Origin of the sequence: Ornithinibacillus sp. 4-3 (assembly GCF_040958695.1) — a bacterium.
GTDB lineage: Bacteria > Bacillota > Bacilli > Bacillales > Amphibacillaceae > CALAMD01.
Window position 1 is genome coordinate 2,366,367 of record NZ_CP162599.1, and the last position, 25,024, is coordinate 2,391,390.

General features: G+C 37.3%; 18 protein-coding genes and 3 rRNA genes. 4 read left to right on the forward strand and 17 right to left on the reverse strand.

The genetic code is table 11. The features are described 5' to 3' along the window. Window positions 1–191 precede the first annotated feature (191 nt). Window positions 192–1,271 (reverse strand): bifunctional 3-deoxy-7-phosphoheptulonate synthase/chorismate mutase, encoded by a 1,080-nt coding sequence (locus AB4Y30_RS11640; RefSeq protein ID WP_368652404.1) that lies wholly within the window; start codon window positions 1,269–1,271, stop codon window positions 192–194. Window positions 1,272–1,453: 182 nt separating this feature from the next. On the opposite strand from AB4Y30_RS11640, the gene AB4Y30_RS11645 reads away from it, so the two are divergent. Further along, entirely contained in the window at window positions 1,454–3,577 is a 2,124-nt protein-coding gene (locus tag AB4Y30_RS11645; protein ID WP_368652405.1) for a cell division protein FtsA, read from the forward strand. A gap of 48 nt (window positions 3,578–3,625) precedes the next feature. Here AB4Y30_RS11645 and AB4Y30_RS11650 read toward each other — a convergent pair whose 3' ends face one another. The 8 genes from AB4Y30_RS11650 to AB4Y30_RS11685 all read right to left on the reverse strand — a co-directional run bounded on the left by AB4Y30_RS11650 (window position 3,626) and on the right by AB4Y30_RS11685 (window position 12,721). Beyond that, on the reverse strand, window positions 3,626–4,024 hold the full coding sequence (locus AB4Y30_RS11650) for a YtxH domain-containing protein (protein ID WP_368652406.1): 399 nt from the start codon (window positions 4,022–4,024) through the stop codon (window positions 3,626–3,628). Between the two features lie 101 nt (window positions 4,025–4,125). Further along, the gene (locus AB4Y30_RS11655) at window positions 4,126–4,533 is read right to left on the reverse strand and encodes a DUF948 domain-containing protein (RefSeq protein ID WP_368652407.1); all 408 of its coding nucleotides are present in this window, start codon (window positions 4,531–4,533) and stop codon (window positions 4,126–4,128) included. A gap of 342 nt (window positions 4,534–4,875) precedes the next feature. After that, window positions 4,876–6,183: a UDP-N-acetylmuramate--L-alanine ligase gene (gene murC, locus AB4Y30_RS11660; RefSeq protein ID WP_368652408.1), complete on the reverse strand. Its 1,308-nt coding sequence runs from the start codon at window positions 6,181–6,183 to the stop codon at window positions 4,876–4,878. Between the two features lie 341 nt (window positions 6,184–6,524). Continuing rightward, the gene (locus AB4Y30_RS11665) at window positions 6,525–8,798 is read right to left on the reverse strand and encodes a DNA translocase FtsK (protein WP_368652409.1); all 2,274 of its coding nucleotides are present in this window, start codon (window positions 8,796–8,798) and stop codon (window positions 6,525–6,527) included. Window positions 8,799–9,174: 376 nt separating this feature from the next. After that, the gene (locus tag AB4Y30_RS11670) at window positions 9,175–9,795 is read right to left on the reverse strand and encodes a DUF1307 domain-containing protein (RefSeq protein WP_368652410.1); all 621 of its coding nucleotides are present in this window, start codon (window positions 9,793–9,795) and stop codon (window positions 9,175–9,177) included. A gap of 428 nt (window positions 9,796–10,223) precedes the next feature. Beyond that, window positions 10,224–11,027, reverse strand: coding sequence for a DUF1444 domain-containing protein (locus tag AB4Y30_RS11675; protein WP_368652411.1), 804 nt, complete (start codon window positions 11,025–11,027; stop codon window positions 10,224–10,226). Between the two features lie 88 nt (window positions 11,028–11,115). Next, window positions 11,116–11,619, reverse strand: a complete 504-nt coding sequence (locus AB4Y30_RS11680; protein ID WP_368652412.1) for a DUF84 family protein — start codon at window positions 11,617–11,619, stop codon at window positions 11,116–11,118. 37 nt (window positions 11,620–11,656) lie between these two features. Beyond that, window positions 11,657–12,721 carry a M42 family metallopeptidase gene (locus AB4Y30_RS11685; protein WP_368652413.1) on the reverse strand — a complete coding sequence of 355 codons (1,065 nt, stop codon included), beginning with the start codon at window positions 12,719–12,721 and terminating at the stop codon, window positions 11,657–11,659. A gap of 211 nt (window positions 12,722–12,932) precedes the next feature. Between AB4Y30_RS11685 and AB4Y30_RS11690 the strand changes: the two genes are divergently transcribed. Continuing rightward, the gene (locus tag AB4Y30_RS11690) at window positions 12,933–13,250 is read left to right on the forward strand and encodes a peptidase M4 (protein WP_368652414.1); all 318 of its coding nucleotides are present in this window, start codon (window positions 12,933–12,935) and stop codon (window positions 13,248–13,250) included. A gap of 73 nt (window positions 13,251–13,323) precedes the next feature. On the opposite strand, the gene AB4Y30_RS11695 is transcribed toward AB4Y30_RS11690, so the two are convergent. The 4 genes from AB4Y30_RS11695 to AB4Y30_RS11710 are packed head-to-tail and all read right to left on the reverse strand — an operon-like array spanning window position 13,324 to window position 17,399. Then, the gene (locus AB4Y30_RS11695; RefSeq protein ID WP_368652415.1) at window positions 13,324–14,181 is read right to left on the reverse strand and encodes an MBL fold metallo-hydrolase; all 858 of its coding nucleotides are present in this window, start codon (window positions 14,179–14,181) and stop codon (window positions 13,324–13,326) included. Window positions 14,182–14,210: 29 nt separating this feature from the next. After that, the gene (locus AB4Y30_RS11700) at window positions 14,211–15,047 is read right to left on the reverse strand and encodes an NERD domain-containing protein (RefSeq protein ID WP_368655220.1); all 837 of its coding nucleotides are present in this window, start codon (window positions 15,045–15,047) and stop codon (window positions 14,211–14,213) included. Beyond that, complete coding sequence (locus tag AB4Y30_RS11705; protein ID WP_368652416.1) at window positions 15,044–15,766, reverse strand: pseudouridine synthase; 723 nt, start codon at window positions 15,764–15,766, stop codon at window positions 15,044–15,046. Before AB4Y30_RS11705 ends, AB4Y30_RS11700 begins: the two co-directional genes overlap by 4 nt. 10 nt (window positions 15,767–15,776) lie before the next feature. Continuing rightward, window positions 15,777–17,399: an oligosaccharide flippase family protein gene (locus AB4Y30_RS11710; protein WP_368652417.1), complete on the reverse strand. Its 1,623-nt coding sequence runs from the start codon at window positions 17,397–17,399 to the stop codon at window positions 15,777–15,779. A gap of 173 nt (window positions 17,400–17,572) precedes the next feature. Here AB4Y30_RS11710 and AB4Y30_RS11715 point away from each other — a divergent pair, with 173 nt between their 5' ends. Both AB4Y30_RS11715 and AB4Y30_RS11720 read left to right on the forward strand, forming a co-directional pair. Next, window positions 17,573–18,844, forward strand: coding sequence for an NAD(P)/FAD-dependent oxidoreductase (locus tag AB4Y30_RS11715; protein WP_368652418.1), 1,272 nt, complete (start codon window positions 17,573–17,575; stop codon window positions 18,842–18,844). 49 nt (window positions 18,845–18,893) lie between these two features. Then, a complete protein-coding gene (locus AB4Y30_RS11720) occupies window positions 18,894–19,097 on the forward strand; it encodes a hypothetical protein (protein WP_368652419.1) in 204 nt (67 codons plus the stop codon). A gap of 140 nt (window positions 19,098–19,237) precedes the next feature. Here the strand turns inward: AB4Y30_RS11720 and rrf are convergent. From rrf to AB4Y30_RS11740, 4 genes are all read right to left on the reverse strand, one after another. Further along, window positions 19,238–19,354, reverse strand: a 5S ribosomal RNA gene (gene rrf, locus AB4Y30_RS11725). 113 nt (window positions 19,355–19,467) lie between these two features. After that, window positions 19,468–22,390: ribosomal RNA gene (locus tag AB4Y30_RS11730) — 23S ribosomal RNA — on the reverse strand. A gap of 408 nt (window positions 22,391–22,798) precedes the next feature. Then, window positions 22,799–24,363: ribosomal RNA gene (locus AB4Y30_RS11735) — 16S ribosomal RNA — on the reverse strand. Together the 16S, 23S and 5S rRNA genes form the textbook arrangement of a ribosomal RNA operon. 252 nt (window positions 24,364–24,615) lie before the next feature. Then, a complete protein-coding gene (locus AB4Y30_RS11740) occupies window positions 24,616–24,924 on the reverse strand; it encodes a rhodanese-like domain-containing protein (RefSeq protein ID WP_368655221.1) in 309 nt (102 codons plus the stop codon). Window positions 24,925–25,024 lie beyond the last annotated feature (100 nt).

Genomic DNA, 25,024 nt, shown 5'->3' on the forward strand with positions numbered 1-25,024 from the left:
AAAAAGAGACTAATCACTTTAGAATCAGGCTCTTAAAAATCCATTATGCTTTAGCATAACGGTTTCCATATTTTTTCGAACTCGTTGAGAAGTTTTACTTTGTTTAACTAAAGCTGATTCTAAACAGCAAAAATATAGAAATCACTCCATTTTCTCTTAGATAGAGACAATGGAGTGACTTTAAATAAAGGTTATCTAATCGCCTTACTGAATTTTTCAAGTTCATCAATAAATGAATTGAATGTTGGAATGTCCATTTGTTGTTTACTATCAGATAATGCTACAGATGGATCTGGATGTACTTCTGCCATTACTCCGTCAGCGCCAATTGCAAGTGCTGCTTTTGCAGTTGGAAGTAATAAATCTCTTCTTCCTGTTGAATGGGTAACGTCTACCATTACTGGTAAGTGTGTTTCCTTTTTCAAAATAGGTACAGCAGAAATATCTAATGTATTTCTAGTTGCAGTCTCATAAGTTCTGATTCCACGCTCACATAAAATGATATTACCATTTCCACGAGAAATGACATATTCAGCAGCATTTACAAATTCAGAAATTGTTGCTGATAATCCTCGTTTTAATAGAACTGGCTTGTCTACTTCTCCTACTGCTTTTAATAATTCAAAGTTCTGCATGTTACGTGCACCAATTTGAATCACATCTACATAATCAAGTGCTTCTTCAATATGGTATGGGCTTAATATTTCACTAATAACAGCAAGATCATATTCATCTGCCACTTGTTTTAAAATCTTTAATCCTTCGATACCTAATCCTTGGAAATCATATGGAGATGTTCTTGGTTTAAATGCTCCTCCACGTAGTAAGCGGTAGCCTTTATCAGAAATTGCTTTTCCTACTTCCGCTACTTGTTCATAGCTTTCAACCGCACATGGTCCAACGATAAATTGAGGGTTACCGTTACCAATTTTCTCGCCTTTTATATCAATAACCGTATCTTCTGCTTTGTTTTTACGTGTAACAAGTAATGTTTTACTTCCTTCGTCCTCTTGTAATTTCAAACCTGCTTTAAATATTTCTTTAAAAATATGTTCAACTGTTGTAGCCGCAAATGGTCCTGTATTAGCATTCACCAATTTATCAAGCATATCGCGTTCACGAACTGGATCGAAACGTTGTGTTTTACTTTGCTTTTCTTTTAATTGACCAATTTCTTTTACTAGCTTGGCACGTTGGTTAATTTTTTCTAGTATTTCCAAGTTTACCTCATCTAATTGGTCTCTTAGTTTTTCGAATTCATTTAGACTCATTTCGTAACCCCCTGTGTCTGTTATATAATAGTGACAATTATAACGAATATTCTTCACTTTGTCATCAATAAGTTTATAATAGTATATATGTATCATAGAAAACTATACAATAAACTACGTTTTCTACTAAACATTTATATAGTGAAGATAGATGTATACTTTATGAAAGGAATATCTCAATGATGAGCAATCGTATTTTTGCACTAGATATAGGAACAAGATCTGTAACTGGATTGATTATTGAAGAACAGCAGCACACGTTTTCGGTTGTTGATTATTATATGAAAGAGCACGAGGAACGCTCTATGCTAGATGGGCAGATACATAATGTAATTGCTGTAGCACAAACGGTGAAAATGGTAAAAGAAAAATTAGAAGAAACAAATGGACCATTAGAAAAAGTCTATGTTGCTGCAGCAGGACGAACTTTAAAGACGGTGAAAGCAACTTCAGCTATGAAGTTAAACCAACAAACAATCTCCGCAAATGAAACATTAAAGCATTTGGAGCTTGAGACTATTCAAAATGCGCAAAAACAGCTAGTAATGGATACTGATGATTATTATGCAAATTATTACTGTGTGGGTTACTCTGTTGTTCAATATATGTTGGATGGAGAAAAAATTGGTTCCCTTATTGATCAAAGCGGAAATGAAGCCGCGGTTGAGGTTATTGCAACCTTCTTACCGAAAGTAGTTATTGAATCATTAATCTCTGTACTAGAACGAACAGATTTACAAATGGAAGCATTAACGCTAGAGCCAATTGCTGCAATAGAAGTTCTAGTTCCTGAATCCATGCGTCGTTTAAACGTGGTTATTGTGGATATTGGTGCGGGAACAAGTGATATTGCCATTACTAAGAATGGAACAATTCTAGCTTACGGAATGGTACCAATCGCTGGTGACGAAATCACGGAAGCTATTAGTGATCATTATTTGCTTGATTTCTCAGAAGCAGAGCAAGCAAAAAGAAATATTGTCATAAAAGGCGAGCATGTTATCCAAAATATTTTAGGCTTTGAAGAAACAATTGTTGCTGAACAGATGACTGAGCATATTCTACCTGCTGTCGAGAAACTTGCTGCATCAATTGCAGAAGAAATTTTGCAACTAAACACGAAAGCCCCTCAAGCTATTATGCTAGTTGGTGGCGGAAGCTTAACACCACGTCTGCGAGAGGTGCTTGCTAATAAGCTAGAATTACCACATAATCGGGTGGCAATTCGAAGTGTTGATGCCATTCAGAAGTTACAACAACCATATCATGTGCCGAATCAACCGGACTTCATCACCCCTATTGGAATTGCTATTGCAGCTAAGCAAAACCCTGTTCATTATATCAACGTTCGTGTAAATCAAAAAAATGTGCGGATGTTTGAATTAAAACAATTAACCATTGGCGATTGTTTCATTCAAGCAGGAATTTCTATCAATCATTATTATGGTAAACCAGGACTAGCCGCTATGTTCCAATTTAATGGCCAAGAAATGACAATCCCAGGCGGATTTGGCGCTTCTCCTCGAATCTATCTTAATGGAGAGCGTGCCTTAGTAAACAGCATCATTCAACCAAATGATGAAATCGTCATCGAAAAAGGCGCAGATGGTGTTTTGCCAACTGTAACGATTGAAGAGGTAGCTGGAATTACTAAACCAATTACGGTTTACTACCAGCAGCAACCATTTGAACTAACACCGAAATACCTTGTCAATGATATTGAACAATCAGCACAATATGTAATTCAAGATAAGGACGATATTGTCCTAAAGCCAGGCACATTAAAAGAATTCATTTATCTTATTGATCCTGCGCTTCTTAAAGCACAAGTACCTTTTAAAATTCAATTTAATGGTAAATTAGAAGATCTTGGATCATTTTTGGGTCATTTTACGATTAATCAACAGATAGCCCAGGTCGATCAGCTCCTGCAAGATAAGGATATGATTGAGCTAACTACGAATCATACTCCAACAATAAAGAATGTGTTAGATCAGCTTGGGGAAGATATTTTTGAAACAATTACGGTTACTTTTAACGAAGAAATAGTAACCCTACAAAAATTGAACAAGAGAATTATTCGTAACCAAGCTGAGGTTGGGTTAGATGAAATGATTCAACGAAATGACGTGATAGAATGTGAAGAAATTGCTGTAGAACCCTTTGTTTTCCAAGATGTATTTCGTTATGTTGATATAGATTTAACTAAAGTAAAGGGACTATTTCAAATTGCTAACAATGGAGTGTCAACTAACTTCCTTGAAGAAATTCAAGATGGGGATAAGCTAACAATAACCTGGAATTAAAAAAACCTCGTTGGGATAATATTTATCCCAACGAGGTTTTTATATTATTTATTTTTTCTCAGCTTCTTCTACTGCCTCTGCAACATCTTCACTAATATCTTCTACTTTATCGCCAACTTCGCCAGCTTTATTTTGTACAGTTTTAGTGATTTTTTGTGTTTTGCTTGCAATGTTTTTAGCTAACTCTGCTGTAGAATCCATTGCTTTTTGCTTTAATTCAGAGCTTTTTTCAACAGCTAAGTCTTTCCATTCAATGCTTTTTTCTTGAGCTGTATTTTTCCATTCATTTGCTACTTCTAATGCATGCTTGGCACCATCATTAATATCACTTCTTAATTCTTTACCTGATTTTGGTGCAAATACTAGCGCAACTGCTGCACCTACCACTCCACCAACTAATGCTCCAATGATAAAATCTTTACTATTAATATTATTATTATCACTCATGAAAAAATCCTCCTATAAAATATATTTTTTGGCAAATCAGGTCTTAAAAGACAAAAGATTTCCCTTATTTTACTTAAATCGTACCAAAATATTTTCTTTACTTAATTTTCTTTTCTCTTCTTCCAAAGATCCATTAATGCAACGCCCCATTTGATGACTTGAGCCGTTTTTTCCTTATCTTCGTTTGCCACATTTGATATTCCACTAGAAAGATTACTTAAAGAACGATTTACCTCTTTAAATCCTTCACCAATACCTTGGATTCCTTCAAATAAACCATTTAATGTTCTTGATTTGTAGTTAATATCCTCAGCTAATTGATTTGTTTTATTTAACAAATCAGTTGTTTCTCGAGTAATACCTTGCATTTGCTGTTCTACACCTTCTAATGTTTTTGCTACATTATTTAGTGTTTCTGTAGCAGCTTGTAATGTTTTTGCTAAATAAATTACTAAAACTGCAAATGCAATAGCAATAATTAATGCTGCAATAGATAATGCGATTGCCATCTTTTCCCTTCAACTCCTTCGACTTATGTATTTTTTGCTTTGAAAAGAAATAATAACTATTCCAAGAAAAGACTATTTACATAGTTCCCTGTTCCTAATTATGTTAAACTACATTTTCTTAACAAAGTTACTAAATTTATTATTATATCTACTATAAAGCTTTATCCTAAAAATATCGACAAATTTGAATAAAAATGCGTAAAAGAGTATATAGTTCATGAGATTTCAACGCCTAGAATATCTGAATATGCTTTTTATTGTTTATTAAATAAACGACTTGAGAAATCAAAAAGCGCTTCCCGAATACTCAAAGCGCCTTTTTTACTTATTTCTATCCTTCATTCAAATCGTTTCATATTCCTTACTCTGCTCATATGATTGCTGGAACTTTTGAATATCTCCTGCTCCCATAAAAATAAACACGCTATCACTATATGGTTTTAATGTATCAATTGTTGAAAGCTCTAAAATTTCACTATTTGGAACCAGTTCTTGTAAATCTTGAATGGTTAAATTACCACTATTTTCACGAGCCGAACCAAATATATCACATAAAAATACTTTATCCGCAAGATTTAAGCTCTCTGCAAATTCTTTTAGAAAAGCTCTTGTACGTGTAAATGTATGTGGTTGGAAAATAGCTACTACATCTTTTTCTGGATACTTCTTTCGCACCGACTCAATAGTTGCAGTAATTTCCTTAGGATGATGGGCATAATCGTCAATTACAACTTGCTCACCAATTAATTTTTCAGTAAAACGACGCTTTACACCTTTAAAAGTATGAAAATATTTAATGTCCTCAGATGGAATACCTTCATAATGACAGATAGCGATAACTGCTAATGCATTTAGGACATGGTGATTTCCAAACAACGGAATGGTAAATGTATCATAATACGTATTCCGTACAAACACATCAAAGGTTGTTCCTTCTTTAGATTCTTTTACATTTTGTGCTTGAAAATCATTTGATGCTGAAAATCCATAATACACAATAGGAACTTTGGTTTGTAATTGTTGTAGTTGTTCATCATCTCCACAAGCAATAATTCCTTTTTTCACCTTATTTGCCATAGCCTGAAATGCATCAAATACATCTTCAATACTTGTAAAATAATCTGGGTGATCATAATCAATATTTGTCATGATTGCGTAATCTGGTTCATATTGCAAGAAATGTCTGCGATATTCACACGCTTCAAACACAAAATATTTACTATCCTCATGGCCTTTTCCTGTACCATCACCTATAAGGTAAGAGATTGGCATACTTTCCTTTAAAACATGAGCAAGTAATCCAGAGGTAGAAGTTTTACCATGTGCTCCAGTTACTGCTATACTTGTGTATTGTTTAAGCCACTCTCCTAAAAATTCATGATAACGGTAAAATGTTACTCCTCGTTCTTTAGCTTCTTTTATTTCCATATGGTCTTCAGGAAAAGCGTTCCCTGCAATTATAATATAATCATCTTTAATATTACCCTTCGAAAAAGGATAGATTGGAATATTTTTCTCTTCTAAAGCTTCTTGTGTAAAAAATCTTTTATCTATATCAGATCCTTGCACCTTTTCTCCAGAATCCTTTAAAATTTGTGCAAGTGCACTCATCCCTGTTCCTTTAATACCAATGAAATGGTAAGTTGTCATAAAATGAACCTCCAAATATCTGTTTACCAAGCATATCAAGTTGTATTTTCAATTTAAATTAATAGCTTTTTATTTATTACATATTTTGCTATATATACCATTAAAATAGCAGATTTTAGCAAACTGTTTTCATATTATATCAAATAACAAGCAATAGAGGAATAACATAAAACACGGAAAGTTTCTTTATTTATGATTTGTTCTCAAACATTTTTGTTTAATGATTTCTTAAAAAGCAGAAACGTTTCTTTTTTAGCTGAACAGCTTCGTGAACCTTTAAGTTATGGGATTTTTCCCACTTAAAATGATTTCACGCTTACAAATAGTATATACAATTTATACTAACGTGTGCCCAATGTATTATTTGCTTGTAGTAATTCCTCTACTTGCGTTCTTGTCAGTAATACTTCTCTTGGTTTACTTCCATTTTGTCCGGAAATAATTCCTCTTGTCTCCAGTGCATCGATTAAGCGTGCCGCTCGATTATAGCCAATGCGGAATTGTCTTTGTAATAATGATGTACTTGCGTGATTTTGATTGACGACAAAATGAATAACCTCTTCTAGTAATTCATCTTCCTCTATGTCCATCTCCATTTGCAATAATAATTGTTCCTGCTCAAATAAATAATTTGGAGGTGCAATCTTACGAGCAAAATTTGTTACTCGTTCAATTTCATCATCAGATACATATGCTCCTTGAATACGAATACTCTTATTCGATCCATTTTCAATAAATAGCATATCTCCACGTCCTAATAATCGCTCTGCACCATTTGTATCAATAATAGTTCGAGAGTCAACCTGTGAAGATACACTGAAAGCTATACGTGATGGAACATTTGCTTTAATTAATCCTGTTATAACATCTACAGAAGGTCTTTGTGTTGCAAGTAGTAAATGAATTCCACATGCACGAGCCTTCTGAGCAATTCGACAAATAGCATCCTCTACATCTTGTGGTGCAGCCATCATTAAATCTGCTAGCTCGTCAATAACAATAACGATAAATGGCATTTTTTCACCTGTACGATCTTGCTCCATCATTTTACTATTATAACGCTTGATATCGCGTACACTTTCTTTTACAAACTTTTCATATCGCTCTTCCATCTCCATAACAGCCCATTTTAAAGCAGATGTCGCAGCTTTTACATCTGTAATTACTGGTGAAATTAGATGTGGTAGACCATTATAAGCAGCTAACTCCACCATTTTAGGATCAATTAATAAAAATTTCACATCCTGGTGGTTTGCTTTATAAAGTAAGCTGATTAAAATCGTATTGATACAGACACTTTTCCCGGAACCAGTAGCCCCAGCGATTAAGCCATGTGGCATTTTAGCAATATCTGTTATAACTGGTGTACCCTCTACACTCAAACCTAATCCTACTGTAAGTGGAGAGCTACTTTTTTGAAATGCTTCTGTTTCAAAGATTTCTTGTAATCCAACCATTTGCGATTTCATATTAGGCACTTCAATTCCAATAGCGTTTTTTCCTGGAATTGGTGCTTCAATACGAATATCTTTAGCGGACATATTTAATTTAATATCATCACTTAAATTACGAACCTTGCTTACCTTTACCCCTAATTCAGGCTGTACTTCAAATCGAGTTACTGCTGGACCTTGCGTAGCTTTCACAACACGTGCTCTTACGTTAAAATGCTTTAACGTCTGCTCTAATAACTCCTGCTGTTGTTTCACCCATAATCGGTCTTCATTACTCGTCTGAACGGGATCGTCTAATAAATAAAATGGAAATGAAAAATCAGAAGGAGTTTCTGGCTTTTTTGCTGATTCACTCTTTTGTTGACGTTTTCTCATTTCTAATTGTTGTTTATCCTTCGGTGTCATTACTACATTAAACGGTAGTGGTTTAACATTTGGATTTTTTTCTACTTTTTGATGTTGAGGCTGAACATCTTTTATTACATTTACTTCCTCTTCCTGCACTTGCTCTATATTATCTTCTTTATCTTCTATTGCCAAGCTTTCTTCAGGAGATGCTGGGATTTCCTCTAGGCCCGGCTCCTCCTCTAGCACTACTAGCTTTTCTTCAACTAGATCCATTTCTACTACAGGGCTTTCCAATTCATTAGAAATAGGTGCTTCTAATATCTCTGGTTGTTGATTAAGTTCTTCATCGTTATCTATTTTATTTGCTGTATGATCTCTTTCTTTATTACGAATAAATGTTGGTATTTGTTCTATTTCTCTTTTCTGTTTTCTCTCCTGGTAACCGTAAATAGGTGAAGCAAACTGGGTTGGTTTAAAAGGTGCTCGAGTAGCTTCCTCTTGCTTAACAGTTTTCTTATGAGTTGTTGGTGTTTTTTTACGAGCTGTTCGCTTCGTTTCTTTTACACGAGCTTCTTTCTTGCGTATATATGTTGGTTTATCAAATGTATCGAATTCATTCTCTCGTGCTGGTCGATCAGGAATTACTGGAAAACGGAATTGTTTACGTTCTGAATATTGATATGTCATTTTAGTATGGATTTCTGGTGTCTTTTCAAGAAATGCTTGTGAATCCTCCGAATCTTCTACATCATGACTTTCTTCACGGTCTGATGAAAAAACTCCCTTTAACTTATTTCTCCATCGATTAAACATAAAACTTACCTCTTCCTAAAAGTTAGTCATTAGATTTATTTTATCAGTTTTTTGAATAGCTTTCATTATTATTATCGTATTTTATCTTTATCTAGAACGAAAAGCTTAAAATTCCCTTTAAAACTAGGAAAATACTCTTCTTCTATTACTCCATAAAAAAACTCAGTACTTTGTAATGACAAAATACTGAATGAACTCAGGCGATTACATATTAAATTATTATACTACAGAAGTTTTTTTATTGAAAATAACAAACTTATAATTTAACAAACTAGTAATAATTGAGACAAATGCTGAAATGAATAGTAATGTAAACATAATAAAAAAGAGATAACCAAGAACACTGATGTGTTTTTGATTATCTCTTTAGATAGACTTACTCTACAATTTCAAAACCTTGAGCTTGTAGCATTTCAACAGAACGAGTTAAGCTTACACCATTGCTTACGTCACCTTCTGATTGGAACCCAAGTAAATCTTGAACTTCTTCAAACACGATATCGTTAAAGTTAACATGAACTGTTTCTACAACTTTATCGTCAAGATATTCTAATTTATGTTCAATACCAGATTTTCCTGTATATTGTTCTTCCACTTGAGCAAGCATTTGTTTTGCTTCTTCTTCACCAGATACGCCAAGTGAACTATAAGGAATTTCATTATCTGCTGTTTGCTCTGTCACAACATCTCCATCTGCATAATATGTGATAAGCATTGTTACTCCATTTTGAACTGTTTGTAGCTGAACTTCATTTTTTCCATTTGGATCAATATTTAGTTCGCCACCTGTAGCTGTATCATCTGAATCGGCATCTGCGTCAGTGTCTGCATCTTCTTCTGTATCAGCATCGGCATCTTCTTCATTGTTATCATTTTCTACTTCAGATGAATCTGGTTGTTCATCTGCGTTGTCATTCTGATCTTTGTCATCAGAACCACAAGCAACTAGAAATGCACTTAGAAGCGCAATAATTAAAAGCGTTAACCATTTTTTCATATTTATTTTCCTCCCTAAATTAATAGACCTAGTAAAAAAACAATCTTTTACAAGCTTATAGAAAGGTATTTCCGTTTGCAATAGGACTATAGACTTCTGTTTTTTCCCTTGTTTCGACAAAAAATAAAACTAAATAAAAAGGATTAGATAATAAAATTTTGTGAATACGTAATTCATCAATATGATTACGTTTGCATAAAAATCCTTTATTAAATTAAGCCTCTATGATATAGGCAAAAAGATTCAAATGAATACTAGGTTCATTAGAACTATTATTTACAATTTTTTTTCGTGAAATTAGGCTGTAAATCTATAATTCTTCTGCATTTTCAGTTGTTTTTATAAGGTTTTAACTAGAGGATTTAGACAAAAATACAAGCTAGCTTATCCACAATATGGAACAACTAGCTTGTATTTTAAAAGTAATTTTATTTTTGTCTTCGTTTTTTCGCTAAAATAAATATTGGTTCTAATTCTTTATTTTCATAAATAAATGGAAGAGATGTAATTGGTATTCTTCCTTCTGCAAAAAACTGCATTGTAAGCTGCGCTAAAATATCATAACCCATATCATTTTGTATATCTGCAATAATTAGCACATCTTGATGAGGAACAGCAACCGCAAGATTTCCCTTACTATTTGCCTTCATTTCCTCTAAAAATGCGATATTTAAAATTCGACTAGCATCATAGCCGTCTTGTGAAGCAATAAAATAAAAATCATTATCAGCCACACGATCTACCTTATATTCATTTTTAAGAGAACGAATATTAAACAATGCCATTTCATCTAATCTTTTTTCTGTCCATTGCTCGCTTTCTAATAATTTTTCATCGATTAAGCGATAGGATTTCCCTACATCCAAAGCATAATAAATTCTTGTTTCTGCAGTATGCTCTTTTGTAATTAGTCTTGTTCCTGCTTTTGATTCTGTTGGGAATGATGTAGAACGAATCACAGGATAAACATGCCTCTCCTTGCCTGTAAGGACAGGTTGTTCATTCATCATTTTTAATGTTTCTTCTATATGATGCACTAATTCATCAATAGCCACTTGGCCTCGTTGATGATATTTTGCAAGTACATTAGATAATTTTATGGTGATTCCTTGCATCGATTTCTTCCATTCTACACGAAAAGTATCTTTATCCCGTTGATAGGAAGTTTGCAGCTCGCCATCAGAGAATTTTTCTTCTAAAATTTCTCTCAACTGGATGCTTGTCATCGACATATTACTTCCTCCTCTATATAATTGTTAGAAACTTCTCGTTTCCAAAAAGCAAATGCTTTCTTCATATGATTAACTACTAAGCTAATTTTTATTTTTCACCGAATTCCCACTGACCTTTTAATAATGTCACAACATGGGTAAACATATCTTTTCTAGAAATCAAATCATTGGTAAATATACCGATGGCTCCCTCCTGATAACGGATGCCAGATTTATTCATATACATATCCATAACTTCTCCTAATTCTATCCCCTGTTCCAATTGTTCCTTAATGGTATCAGGTAATAGAATTCGTGCACCACTTGCTGTATATATTTCTCCTATTGATGTTACAAGTGCACCCCAATTACATAAAAATAATTGCTCACCAACATACATGACTCCACCCTCAAGACCTATTCCAATTGCATTTGGGGCAGATTTCATACATTGAATCGCTCGGTTAATCGCTCCTTCTCTTGTTTCTTCATCAGAGAAGGGCTGTGAAGACACATTAGAAGGGACGTTTTTCGCAATCACTTTGTCCGATGAAAATACCGCTTGCACTGCATTAACCTTTGCCGGATTTGTAGAACCAACTATAATTGTCATCTGTTTCATCCCCTTATTCTAAGTGTCTTTTGCATATTTATGCTTTTCGAATAGCTTCTAACATATTAGTATCTGTAGCTTTCACTAGTTGAACTAATAATTCTTTTGCTGCTGCATAGTCATCCACATGAATAATAGATGATGAGGTGTGGATATAACGCGAGCAAATACCAATTACTGCAGAAGGTATTCCATCATTGGCAGTATGTACTCTCCCCGCATCTGTTCCGCCAGGTGACATAAAGAATTGGTATGGAATTTGATGTGTTTCTGCTGTATCAAGGACAAAATCACGCATACCACGATGTGTAATCATTGTTCGATCAAAAATCCTTAATAATGTTCCTTTACCAATATGTCCAAATTGATTTTTATCACCTGACATATCATTGGCTGGTGAAGCATCAAGTGCATAAAAAATATCTGGTTTTATCATATTTGCTGAAGTCTGTGCCCCACGTAAACCAACTTCTTCTTGCACTGTTGCTCCAGAATATAATTCATTTGGTAAATCTACACCTTGTAATTCTTTCAATAGCTCAATGGATAATCCACATCCATATCTGTTATCCCATGATTTAGCAAGGATTTTCTTTTCATTTGCCATCGGTGTAAATGGACAAATCGGCACAATATAGTCACCAGGCTTCACACCAATTCGTTCAACATCCTCTTTATCATCCGCACCAATATCAATAAGCATATTTTTAATTTCCATTGGTTTATTACGCTGTTCCGGCTGTAATAAATGTGGTGGGATAGAACCAATAACCCCGATCACAGGACCATTTGCAGTCATTACTTGAACACGTTGCGCAAGTAAAACCTGACTCCACCAGCCACCTAAAGTTTGAAAACGAAGCATACCATTATCAGTAATTTGTGTAACCATGAAACCGACTTCATCCATATGGCCGGCTACCATTACTTTAGGCCCTTTTCCTTTTCTAACACCGTATACACTACCTAAATTATCTTGAATAACTTCATCCGCATATTTTTCTAACTCACTTTTCATAAATTTTCTTACGAGATGTTCGTGTCCAGGTGCACCTTGTAATTCTGTTAATGTTTTAAAAAGTGCTAATGTATCTTTTTCCACCCATCATCCCTCCAAGTTCATTTCTCTATTTTCAGTATAACGAAAAACAGCACAGAATGCTTTAAACAAGACTTTATGTTTTTTTATTTCTTTTTTTATTTTTTTTGCGGTATACTATAAGACAACATATAAATAATATCGTTTTTGTATCATGGTACGAGGAAGTACAAGTTAGTAATATCAACATATTCTTAAAACCTGAGGTGAAATTATGAGCATTCGTAATACCGTTCTTGCATTTGGAGCAGGTATTGTCGTTGGATATATTGCTAAACAGCAAATGGATAAATATCAGGAAACGACACCTGAAGCTGTTCTTGAACGTGTAAAAGACACATTCAGAAAAAGCGGTCCAATTAGTGGTTCATGGATATACATGAAACCAGAACAAATAGAAAAGAACAGCCTTACATATACAGTATATCGTGGAGGTATTACACGAAATATTGATGGTGAAAATAAGCAATTTGAATTTTACGCAGATGTAAAAACTGGTATGGTTATTGATGCCGTACAAACAAATATTTAGTCAATTAAAAAACTAGTTGTTTTTGGATATGTGCTTCTACAAGCATATCCTCATGCAACTAGTTTTTCATATATTATAATGAATAGTCATAACGTCTTCTTGCTATCTCACCTATTTTATGACCTTCATTATTAAATTTTAACGCTCGATAATAAGCATCATGATAAAATGTATACCAAGCCTCTCGCTCATAACCATATTCCATCCACTTTTCCTTTTGATGGACAGATGTTACTGGATAATCATCATATGCCAATGCCCAAAGCTTGTTTTGATGCCCATGAGTAGGCATGATATCTGCCATATGAATAAAACACTCCTCTTGATCTTCAAACACAATAATACTATGCCCTTCACTATGTCCACCTGTGTGAATCATTTTAAGTCCAGGAGTAATTTCTATTTCCTTTTCAAAAGTCTGTACTTGTCCTACAATACTTTCCCAATTCATTTTCCAATAGGTGTTTATCGATCTTATATTCGGATTTCTCATCTCTTCCCATTCGATCGCTGAAGTATAGATAGGTATATTGGGAAATACAGGAACAAACGCATCTCCTTCTTTTTTCGTTAATCCAGAAGCATGATCAGAATGTAAATGTGTCATTAAAATTCCATCGATGTCTTCCTCAGCTAATCCTAATTCGTTCAAGGATTTTATCAAAAATGATTCCTCTCGGACACCCAAATTACGAATTTGCTTCTCGGATAATTTTCCATTCCCTAGTCCTGAATCGATTAAATAATTTTTACCATCAATTTGTAGCAATATTGGATCTGTTCGGAGCTCAATTAAATTATTATCTTGCTCTGGATATTTTTTTGTCCACAATGCTTTAGGCACTACTCCGAACATTGCACCACCGTCTAAGAAATTTACTCCTCCACGAAGCCATGTTAAGCTAGCTCTACCGACTTCTAATCTTTCCATTTCTATCAATTCCTCCCAACAACACTTTGTTACAGTATTTCACTTTTGGAAAAAGGATCTTCATCTTCTTCCCACTCTGGACGACGAATTGCAGTAGTAACACAGCGCTTTAATAATGCCTCTGCTACACGCAACTGGATATTTTTTAACGAAGAACTCAAGCGACGTTTTTCTTGAAACCATTTATCATATTGCAATTTTCCTATTAATCTTGTTTGGTAGGGATTGTTATGAAATACAATATTATTATTTTGGGAAAGTACAGTTTTCTGAATTGGGAAGTTTAAATCATTTGCTTGGAGAATACTTTTAATAATATGCTCTGCCCTTCTTAATTCAATAAGAGGGTTTAACATTGTATCCTGTTCCTCTAAAGATTCAACAAGCCACATTCTTTCCTCTGACGCGTAAATCACCTGATTAGGATCTCTATCCACGAATGTTATTAATTCAATTCCGATTGGACTAATCATAATGATTGGTCCATCAATTATCGCTTTTTTTATTGAAAAGATCGGATAATACATAACCAAATAAATATCTGGAAATCGTTGTAATAAGTACCTTAATTTTTTATCTAAATAATATTCACGATTTAAGAAAGAAACCTCTGCTACTGTAGAAGTAGCCCATTTCATTTGAATCGGAAAAAGTTTATCAAGAAAGTATCGCTTTACTTTATCCTCTGTTTGCAGCAAAGTTGAATAAATCGACTGATCATCATGCTGCTGCTCTTGTCGTAAACGGTTTAATTTATTCCAGTGGTCCTGCTTTAAACGAATAAACTGACTTGGATAGCGATATACATTCCATTCGTACCTAGAAATACAATCTAATATTTTAATTAGCTGAGCCAAATGCTTCACCTTCCTTCTTTTAAGCCAAGGCAATAAGCTAATTCTGCTTCTTTCAATTCACGAAAATCTCCTATTGCTAGTGTTCTATCTAATTCAATTTCTCCCATTTTAATACGTTGTAAATATTGTACTTCCTTACCCACTGCTTCAAACATTCGTTTAACTTGATGAAATTTTCCTTCTGTAATGGTAACTTCTATTTCCGAAATTTCATCTGCGGATTTTATCTTTAACTGAGCAGGTTTTGCGACATAACCATCTTTTAAAGTTAAACCTTTTGCAAAAGCCTCTACATCTTCTTCTGTTACTTTACCTATAATCTTTGCATAGTAAACTTTTATTATTTCTTGGCGTGGTGAAGTTAAAATATGCCCTAGTTCACCGTCATTAGTTAATAAAAGTAAGCCTTCTGTATCTTTATCCAATCTACCTACTGGAAATAGCTTTAAGGCCTGATAATGCTGTGGCAATAAGTCAATTACTGTTTTCTCCACCCGATCTTCTGTTGCCGATATGTATCCAGGAGCTTTATTTAACATTAAATAATAAAACTCCTGATAATTGACAGGTGCTCCGTCCACCAATACTTTCTCTGCATTCAAATTCACATGTTGACTAGGGTCACGGACAATTGCATCATTAATAGTCACTCTTTTTTCTCTAATCAATTGTTTAACATTTTTTCGGCTACCGAAGCCCGTTTTAGCAAGTAACTTATCAAGTCGCATTTAAGCCCTCCTAAATCTTACGTAAAAATTTCTCTAGTACTTTTACACGTCCACCTAAAACTCGTTCTAATAATGTAGTTTGATAGCCAAGCCATAAATAAACAAAACCACCAATACTTACACCTGCAAATAAAAGTACCATCGCAGATAAACGACTCGTTTCATATGGTAGGAATAAACCTAGTAGGTAACGAATACCTAATATAGTTATCGCCATTAATCCACATAAAATCAATACCAAAACAAATCTTTTAACTGTTTGCTTGAATGAAAAATGAATCGTAAGTTTCATGCGCCATAAATTCAGTACCAAAGCTGTAAATACTGCAATTGCAGTACCAAAAATTGCACCTTTTGCTCCAAACATCTGAATCAATTTAATATTTAACACTACTTTTAAAAGCAAGCCTGCAGATAAACTAATAACTGCAAATCGTTGCTGATTAATTCCTTGTAGCATAGAAGATGAAACAATAAATAATGCAAATAGCAAGGAAACTGGTGCATACCAAGCTAATAACGGACCAGTAACAGAAATATGGTTTAAACCAAATAAAGTCCCATAAGCCACATCAGATAATAAAACTAACCCAACAACCGCTGGTACAACTAACACTACAATAATTTGTAAAGCTTGATTAATCTGTTTTGTAATTTCTTGAAATTTATTTTGAGTATATGCTTTTGTTAATGCTGGTAAAATTGCTAAGGATAGTCCTGTTGCAATTGTAACTGGAATAATAACCAATTTATGACCATAGAAATTAATTGCTGCATATGGAACCGCCCAAGAAGTATCATAACCAATAGAGGTCATCGCACGTTCAAAAGTAAATTGATCAACCAATTGATATAAAGGTGTAGCTAAACTAACAATAACAAACGGTCCTGCGTAACTAAATAATTCAATAAATAAATCCTTTGTAGGAATACGTTGAAATTTCTTTTGCTTCTCAATATTCTTCTTGATATTTCCTTTTCTTTTCTTCCAATAAAGCCATAAAATAAAGCAAGAAGCTAATCCTCCAACAAAAGCTGCAAATGTTGCCAAACCAACAGCTGTAGCAATTGTTCCTTGATATATTTTAATTACAATATAAGTAGCTGCAAGTAAGAAAACAATTCGAACAATCTGTTCAACTACTTGAGAAATTGCTGTCGGTCCCATTGATTGATAACCTTGGAAAAATCCCCTAACAATACTCATCGCCGGAATAATAATTAAGGCAAAACTAACCATTCGCAGCACCATTGCAACATCAGATACTAAAATATCTCCACTCGCATCATTTGTCACCATTTTACTAGCTAAATAATCAGCACCTAGAAATAGAGATAAGAATGCAACCAAACCAGTGACAAGCATAATCATAATCCCTGTCCTGAATATCCTCATCCCTGTCTCATAATCTCCTAAGGAGTTATATTTGGAAACAAATTTTGAAACAGCTAATGGAACTCCAATTGTAGATATACTTATTAAAATATTATAAGGAGTGTATGCAAAATTAAAAAGCGTACCTCCTGTTTCACCTACTAATTCATTAAATGGAATGACATAAATCATTCCAAGGAATTTAGATAAAAAAGTTGCTCCTGTAAGCAACATTGTACCTCTGACAATATTTGACATCATTTCACCTGCATATAAAGTAAATTTTATTCTCCTATGTTATTCTACCATAGTTACTCTATGTCGACATCCCGATTTCATTTCAGACAAAGTACAAAATATTTACATTTACAGTTGGCTTTGCTTGCTGGAAAAAGTTAAAATAGGAAAGAATATAGAAAGGAATGAATCATTTGATACATGATGTAGTAATTATCGGTGGTGGACCATCAGGACTTATGGCATCCATTGCAGCGGCTGAGAACGGAGCAAATGTTTTACTTATCGAAAAAGGAAATAAATTAGGGAATAAATTAGCAATTTCTGGCGGTGGGCGTTGTAATGTAACCAATCGTCTTCCTCAAGAAAAAATCATTGAAAATATACCAGGAAATGGAAAATTCTTATTTAGTGCTTTCTCCGTCTTTAATAATTATGATATTATCGATTTCTTTGAAAACCTAGGCGTACAGCTAAAAGAAGAAGATCATGGAAGAATGTTTCCAGTTGCCAATTCAGCAAAATTCGTTGTGAATACACTCATTCAACGTTTAAAAGATTTAAAAGTAAAAATGATGTTAGATACACGAGTAGAAGCGATTGATTATGGAGAAAATACTCATACTATTATTTTAAAAGACCATAAAAAAATTCAAGCTAAATCTGTAATTATTGCCGTTGGTGGTAAATCTGTACCTCACACTGGATCTACTGGTGATGGATATCCTTGGGCTAAGAAAGCAGGACATACGATAACCGAATTATTTCCTACAGAAGTAGCTCTTACCTCCAATGAGAAATTTATTCAAAATAAAACGCTTCAAGGGTTGTCATTAAGAGATATTGCGTTATCAGTAATTAATAAAAAAGGAAAAACTATTATTACACATCAAATGGATATGATTTTCACTCATTTTGGCATTTCTGGCCCTGCTGTATTACGTTGTTCCCAATTTGTAGTAAAAGAATTACTAAAAGGCGACAAAGAAGTACAAATGGCTATTGATTTAATTCCTCAACGACATACGAAGGAATTATATACAGAAATGGTACAACTTACTAAAAACAATCCAAATAAAGCTTTTAAAAATCTTGCAAAAGGCTTCATACCTGAGCGAATGTTACATTTTATTCTTGATTCTCTTCATATCACGGAGGATCAAAAATCAAGTACCGTATCACATGAAAACCTTCATCAATTTATTAGGCAATTAAAGCATTTTACTTTTTATGTACATGGATCACTTTCTATTGAAAAAGCATTTGTAACTGGTGGTGGCGTATCCATTAAAGAAATAATGCCTAAAACAATGAGATCAAAATTTATGGAACGACTTTATTTTTGTGGCGAAATCTTAGATATTCATGGATATACAGGAGGATATAATATTACTTCAGCGCTTATTACTGGGCGTTTAGCTGGTATGAATGCTGCAAAAGAAAGTTTGTTGGAAAATGATTCATAGCATAATGTTTTCATGTTAGAACATAATAAAGCTTGTCTGGGGATAATAAATGAAAGGATCTGGTACAATGGAAAAAAACAATTTATGGTTACCAATCATTGCATCATTAGGTGTTGGTGCAGCAACGTTTTATACGATGAGCAGGAATAACCAAACTATTGGCCAAACGATACAAAAAGTAGTGCCATTTGTTACCCAAATGAGCAATACAAATGGTAATACTGAGCAACTTGGTCCCCACGGAATGAGCTAATTCGCTCAGTGGATAAGAAAACTATCTCAACGCAGGATGAACAGATAATAATTTTTTTATTATCATAAGGTCGCTTGGCTAGAAATGGTCTTTCTTAATCCATAAAAAAAGTACAGCTAATAGCTGTACTTTTTTTATTAGCCTGGCAGCGTCCTACTCTCACAAGGGGGTAACCCCTAACTACCATCGGCGCTAGAGAGCTTAACTACTGTGTTCGGCATGGGAACAGGTGTGACCTCTCTGCTATTACTACCAGACCAACTTCTGTTGGTCATTCTTTTCTGCTTCAAAAAAATTTCCATATTTTTTTAGGTTTTGTACCCTAAAAACTAAATAAGAGTGCATCGTAACGTATGACAACCGAAATGTGTTAGTTAAGTCCTCGATCTATTAGTATCCGTCAGCTCCATGTGTCACCACACTTCCACCTCGGACCTATCAACCTTATCGTCTCTAAGGGATCTTACTCATTTAAAATGATGGGAAGTCTCATCTTGAGGGAGGCTTCATGCTTAGATGCTTTCAGCACTTATCCTTGCCACACGTAGCTACCCAGCTATGCTCCTGGCGGAACAACTGGTACACCAGAGGTGTGTCCATCCCGGTCCTCTCGTACTAAGGACAGCTCCTCTCAAACTTCCTGCGCCCACGACGGATAGGGACCGAACTGTCTCACGACGTTCTGAACCCAGCTCGCGTACCGCTTTAATGGGCGAACAGCCCAACCCTTGGGACCGACTACAGCCCCAGGATGCGATGAGCCGACATCGAGGTGCCAAACCTCCCCGTCGATGTGAACTCTTGGGGGAGATAAGCCTGTTATCCCCGGGGTAGCTTTTATCCGTTGAGCGATGGCCCTTCCATGCGGAACCACCGGATCACTAAGCCCGACTTTCGTCCCTGCTCGACTTGTAGGTCTCGCAGTCAAGCTCCCTTCTGCCTTTACACTCTTCGAATGATTTCCAACCATTCTGAGGGAACCTTTGGGCGCCTCCGTTACTCTTTAGGAGGCGACCGCCCCAGTCAAACTGCCCACCTGACACTGTCTCCGAACCGGATCACGGTCCTGGGTTAGAAGGTGTGTACAGCCAGGGTGGTATCCCACGGTTGCCTCCACCGAAGCTAGCGCTCCGGTTTCAATGGCTCCCACCTATCCTGTACAAGCTGCACAAACATTCAATATCAAGTTGCAGTAAAGCTCCACGGGGTCTTTCCGTCCTGTCGCGGGTAATGCGCATCTTCACGCATAGTATAATTTCACCGGGTCTCTCGTTGAGACAGTGCCCAAGTCGTTGCACCATTCGTGCGGGTCGGAACTTACCCGACAAGGAATTTCGCTACCTTAGGACCGTTATAGTTACGGCCGCCGTTTACTGGGGCTTCAGTTCTACGCTTCGTACGAAGTACTAACGTTTCCCCTTAACCTTCCAGCACCGGGCAGGTGTCAGCCCCTATACTTCGCCTTACGGCTTCGCAGAGACCTGTGTTTTTGATAAACAGTCGCTTGGGCCTATTCACTGCGGCTTCTCATGCAAGAAGCACCCCTTCTCCCGAAGTTACGGGGTCATTTTGCCGAGTTCCTTAACGAGAGTTCTCCCGCTCACCTTAGAATACTCTTCTTGCCTACCTGTGTCGGTTTAGGGTACGGGCACCTATATCCTGGCTAGAGGCTTTTCTTGGCAGTGTGGAATCAAGAACTTCGGTACTTATATTTCCCTCCCCATCACAGCTCAAGATACTTGTCAGACGGATTTGCCTATCTGACTCTCTTACTGCTTGGACGCACTCTTCCATCCGTGCGATTCTTTATCCTCCTGCGTCCCCCCTTTGCTCATAACGGATATGAGGTGGTACAGGAATATCAACCTGTTGGCCATCGCCTACGCCTTTCGGCCTCGGCTTAGGTCCCGACTAACCCTGAGTGGACGAGCCTTCCTCAGGAAACCTTAGGCTTTCGGTGAAAGAGATTCTCACTCTTTTTTCGCTACTCATACCGGCATTCTCACTTCTAAGCGCTCCAGCTGTCCTCTCGGTCAACCTTCTCTGCCCTTAGAACGCTCTCCTACCATTGTTCCTACGGAACAATCCACAGCTTCGGTGATACGTTTAGCCCCGGTACATTTTCGGCGCAGAGTCACTCGACCAGTGAGCTATTACGCACTCTTTAAATGGTGGCTGCTTCTAAGCCAACATCCTGGTTGTCTGTGCAACTCCACATCCTTTTCCACTTAACGTATACTTGGGGACCTTAGCTGGTGGTCTGGGTTGTTTCCCTCTCGACAATGGACTTATTACCCATCGTCTGACTCCCAAAGATAAGTATCTGACATTCGGAGTTTAACTAGGTTTGGTAACCCGGTGGGGGCCCCTAGCCCAATTAGTGCTCTACCTCCAGTACTCTTCCTTTGAGGCTAGCCCTAAAGCTATTTCGGAGAGAACCAGCTATCTCCGTGTTCGATTGGCTTTTCACCCCTACCCACACCTCATCCCCGCACTTTTCAACGTACGTGGGTTCGGGCCTCCAGTCAGTGTTACCTGACCTTCACCCTGGACATGGGTAGATCACACGGTTTCGGGTCTACGACCGCATACTCATTCGCCCTATTAAGACTCGCTTTCGCTACGGCTCCGTGTCTTCCACTTAACCTTGCATACGATCGTAACTCGCCGGTCCATTCTACAAAAGGTACGCCGTCACACAATAACGTGCTCCGACTACTTGTAAGCACACGGTTTCAGGTTCTATTTCACTCCCCTTCCGGGGTGCTTTTCACCTTTCCCTCACGGTACTGGTTCACTATCGGTCACTAGGGAGTATTTAGCCTTGGGAGATGGTCCTCCCGGATTCCGACGGAATTTCACGTGTTCCGCCGTACTCAGGATACATTCCGGAGGAAATGTCTTTTCAACTACAGGGCTGTTACCTTCTTTGGCTGATCTTTCCAGATCGATTCGTTTAAAACACTTCTTGATAACTCCTATTGGAATGTCCTACAACCCCAGAAAGCAAGCTTTCTGGTTTGGGCTGTTTCCGTTTCGCTCGCCGCTACTTGGGAAATCGCTTTTGCTTTCTCTTCCTCTGGGTACTTAGATGTTTCAGTTCCCCAGGTCTGCCTCATCTAACCTATCTATTCAGTTAGATGTACTACTCCATTACGAGTAGTGGGTTCCCCCATTCGGAAATCCCCGGATCAATGTTTACTTACAACTCCCCGAGGCATATCGGTGTTAGTCCCGTCCTTCTTCGGCTCCTAGTACCAAGGCATCCACCGTGCGCTCTTGTTCACTTAACTAGCTACTTATGAATAAGCTTTGTTTCTTTTTCATCTGCATGTACGAACGTACATGACTTTTTCGGTTTGATGTCGTTGTTACTTTACTCCTATTTAGTTTTCAAGGTACAAATGTAAAAATTCTGCCCTGTCAGCTATCATAACACGCTGAAGCAGAAATTTTATCGGTTTTGAGAGATTTGCTCCCTCAAAACTGAACCGAACAACTCAGTAATGTTTTCATCTAAACCTTGTTAGATGTTCCGTTATAGTCTAGCTCCGGCGACCAAAAACTTTCAAACTTCACCCTTTTCCAATCGATAAGTCAACATCAGTTCCTTACAGTCACTGTGTTTCCTTTATCTCTTTGCAAAGTGCTCCAGTTTGTACGTTTCTAAACGGTCGCCTACGCTTTCTTATTATCCTTAGAAAGGAGGTGATCCAGCCGCACCTTCCGATACGGCTACCTTGTTACGACTTCACCCCAATCATTGGCCCCACCTTCGGCGGCTGGCTCCTAAAAGGTTACCTCACCGACTTCGGGTGTTGTCAACTCTCGTGGTGTGACGGGCGGTGTGTACAAGACCCGGGAACGTATTCACCGCGGCATGCTGATCCGCGATTACTAGCGATTCCGGCTTCATGTAGGCGAGTTGCAGCCTACAATCCGAACTGAGAATGGTTTTATGGGATTTGCTTCACCTCGCGGCTTCGCTGCCCTCTGTTCCATCCATTGTAGCACGTGTGTAGCCCAGGTCATAAGGGGCATGATGATTTGACGTCGTCCCCACCTTCCTCCGGTTTGTCACCGGCAGTCACCTTAGAGTGCCCAACTTAATGCTGGCAACTAAGGTTAGGGGTTCCGCTCGTTGCGGGACTTAACCCAACATCTCACGACACGAGCTGACGACAACCATGCACCACCTGTCACCGCTGTCCCCGAAGGGAAAGCTATGTCTCCATAGCGGTCAGCGGGATGTCAAGACCTGGTAAGGTTCTTCGCGTTGCTTCGAATTAAACCACATGCTCCACCGCTTGTGCGGGTCCCCGTCAATTCTTTTGAGTTTCAGCCTTGCGGCCGTACTCCCCAGGCGGAGTGCTTAATGCGTTAACTGCAGCACCAAGGGGCGGAAACCCCCTGACACCTAGCACTCATCGTTTACGGCGTGGACTACCAGGGTATCTAATCCTGTTCGCTCCCCACGCTTTCGCGCCTCAGCGTCAGTTACAGACCAGAGAGTCGCCTTCGCCACTGGTGTTCCTCCATATCTCTACGCATTTCACCGCTCCACATGGAATTCCACTCTCCTCTTCTGCACTCAAGTCCTCCAGTTTCCAATGACCCTCCACGGTTAAGCCGTGGGCTTTCACATCAGACTTAAAGGACCGCCTGCGCGCGCTTTACGCCCAATAATTCCGGACAACGCTCGCCCCCTACGTATTACCGCGGCTGCTGGCACGTAGTTAGCCGGGGCTTTCTGGTTAGGTACCGTCAAGGTACGAGCAGTTACTCTCGTACTTGTTCTTCCCTAACAACAGAGTTTTACGATCCGAAAACCTTCATCACTCACGCGGCGTTGCTCCGTCAGACTTTCGTCCATTGCGGAAGATTCCCTACTGCTGCCTCCCGTAGGAGTCTGGGCCGTGTCTCAGTCCCAGTGTGGCCGATCACCCTCTCAGGTCGGCTACGCATCGTTGCCTTGGTAGGCCTTTACCCCACCAACTAGCTAATGCGCCGCGGGCCCATCTGTAAGTGATAGCCGAAACCATCTTTCACTTTTCCTTCATGTGATGGAAAAGATTATTCGGTATTAGCACCGGTTTCCCGGAGTTATCCCAATCTTACAGGTAGGTTGCCCACGTGTTACTCACCCGTCCGCCGCTCATTCCACAAACGTCACCCCGAAGGGGGCAGTCTGCTTCCTGCGCTCGACTTGCATGTATTAGGCACGCCGCCAGCGTTCGTCCTGAGCCAAGATCAAACTCTCCAAAAAAGTTTGTGTTTCTTAGCTTTGTTACGTTGTAAAAGAAAAACTTTTACGCTTTTCCTGACATTACTGGTTGTTCTGTTCAGTTTTCAAAGAGCAAATTCCGACATTAAATGCCGTGTGAATATATTATCATCGTCACATTATTTTGTCAACATTTAAAATATTGATTTTTGTTGAATAATTTGTAACGAACGATTTTTAATCTTACATTGTTCAATAAAATAAGTCAATGCTTTTTACAAAAAACTTTCTAACTTATTTTATATCACCTTCCCACTCAAGCATGCCACCTACCATATTTGAAACATTTATCCCTCTTTCTTGTAAAAAAGCTGCAGCATTATGACTTCTTTGCCCTGAACGACAGACCATAATATAATGTTTATTTTGATCGAAATTTATATATGCTTCAGGAATCTCATTTAATGGTATATGAATTGCTTCCTTTATTATACCTTGATCCACTTCTTCTTGCTCCCTTACATCAACAAGAAGGATATCTTCTTTATTTGTTTGAAGCATTTCTTCTACTTCTATTGGAGTAACTTCTTTTACTTCTGTAATTTTAATCATTCCTTTCTTCCTTAATTCTCTCAACAACTAACTATTTTATCATATCTCCGTTAAAACAACTATTTTATCATCAACTATTTCTTATTTCATT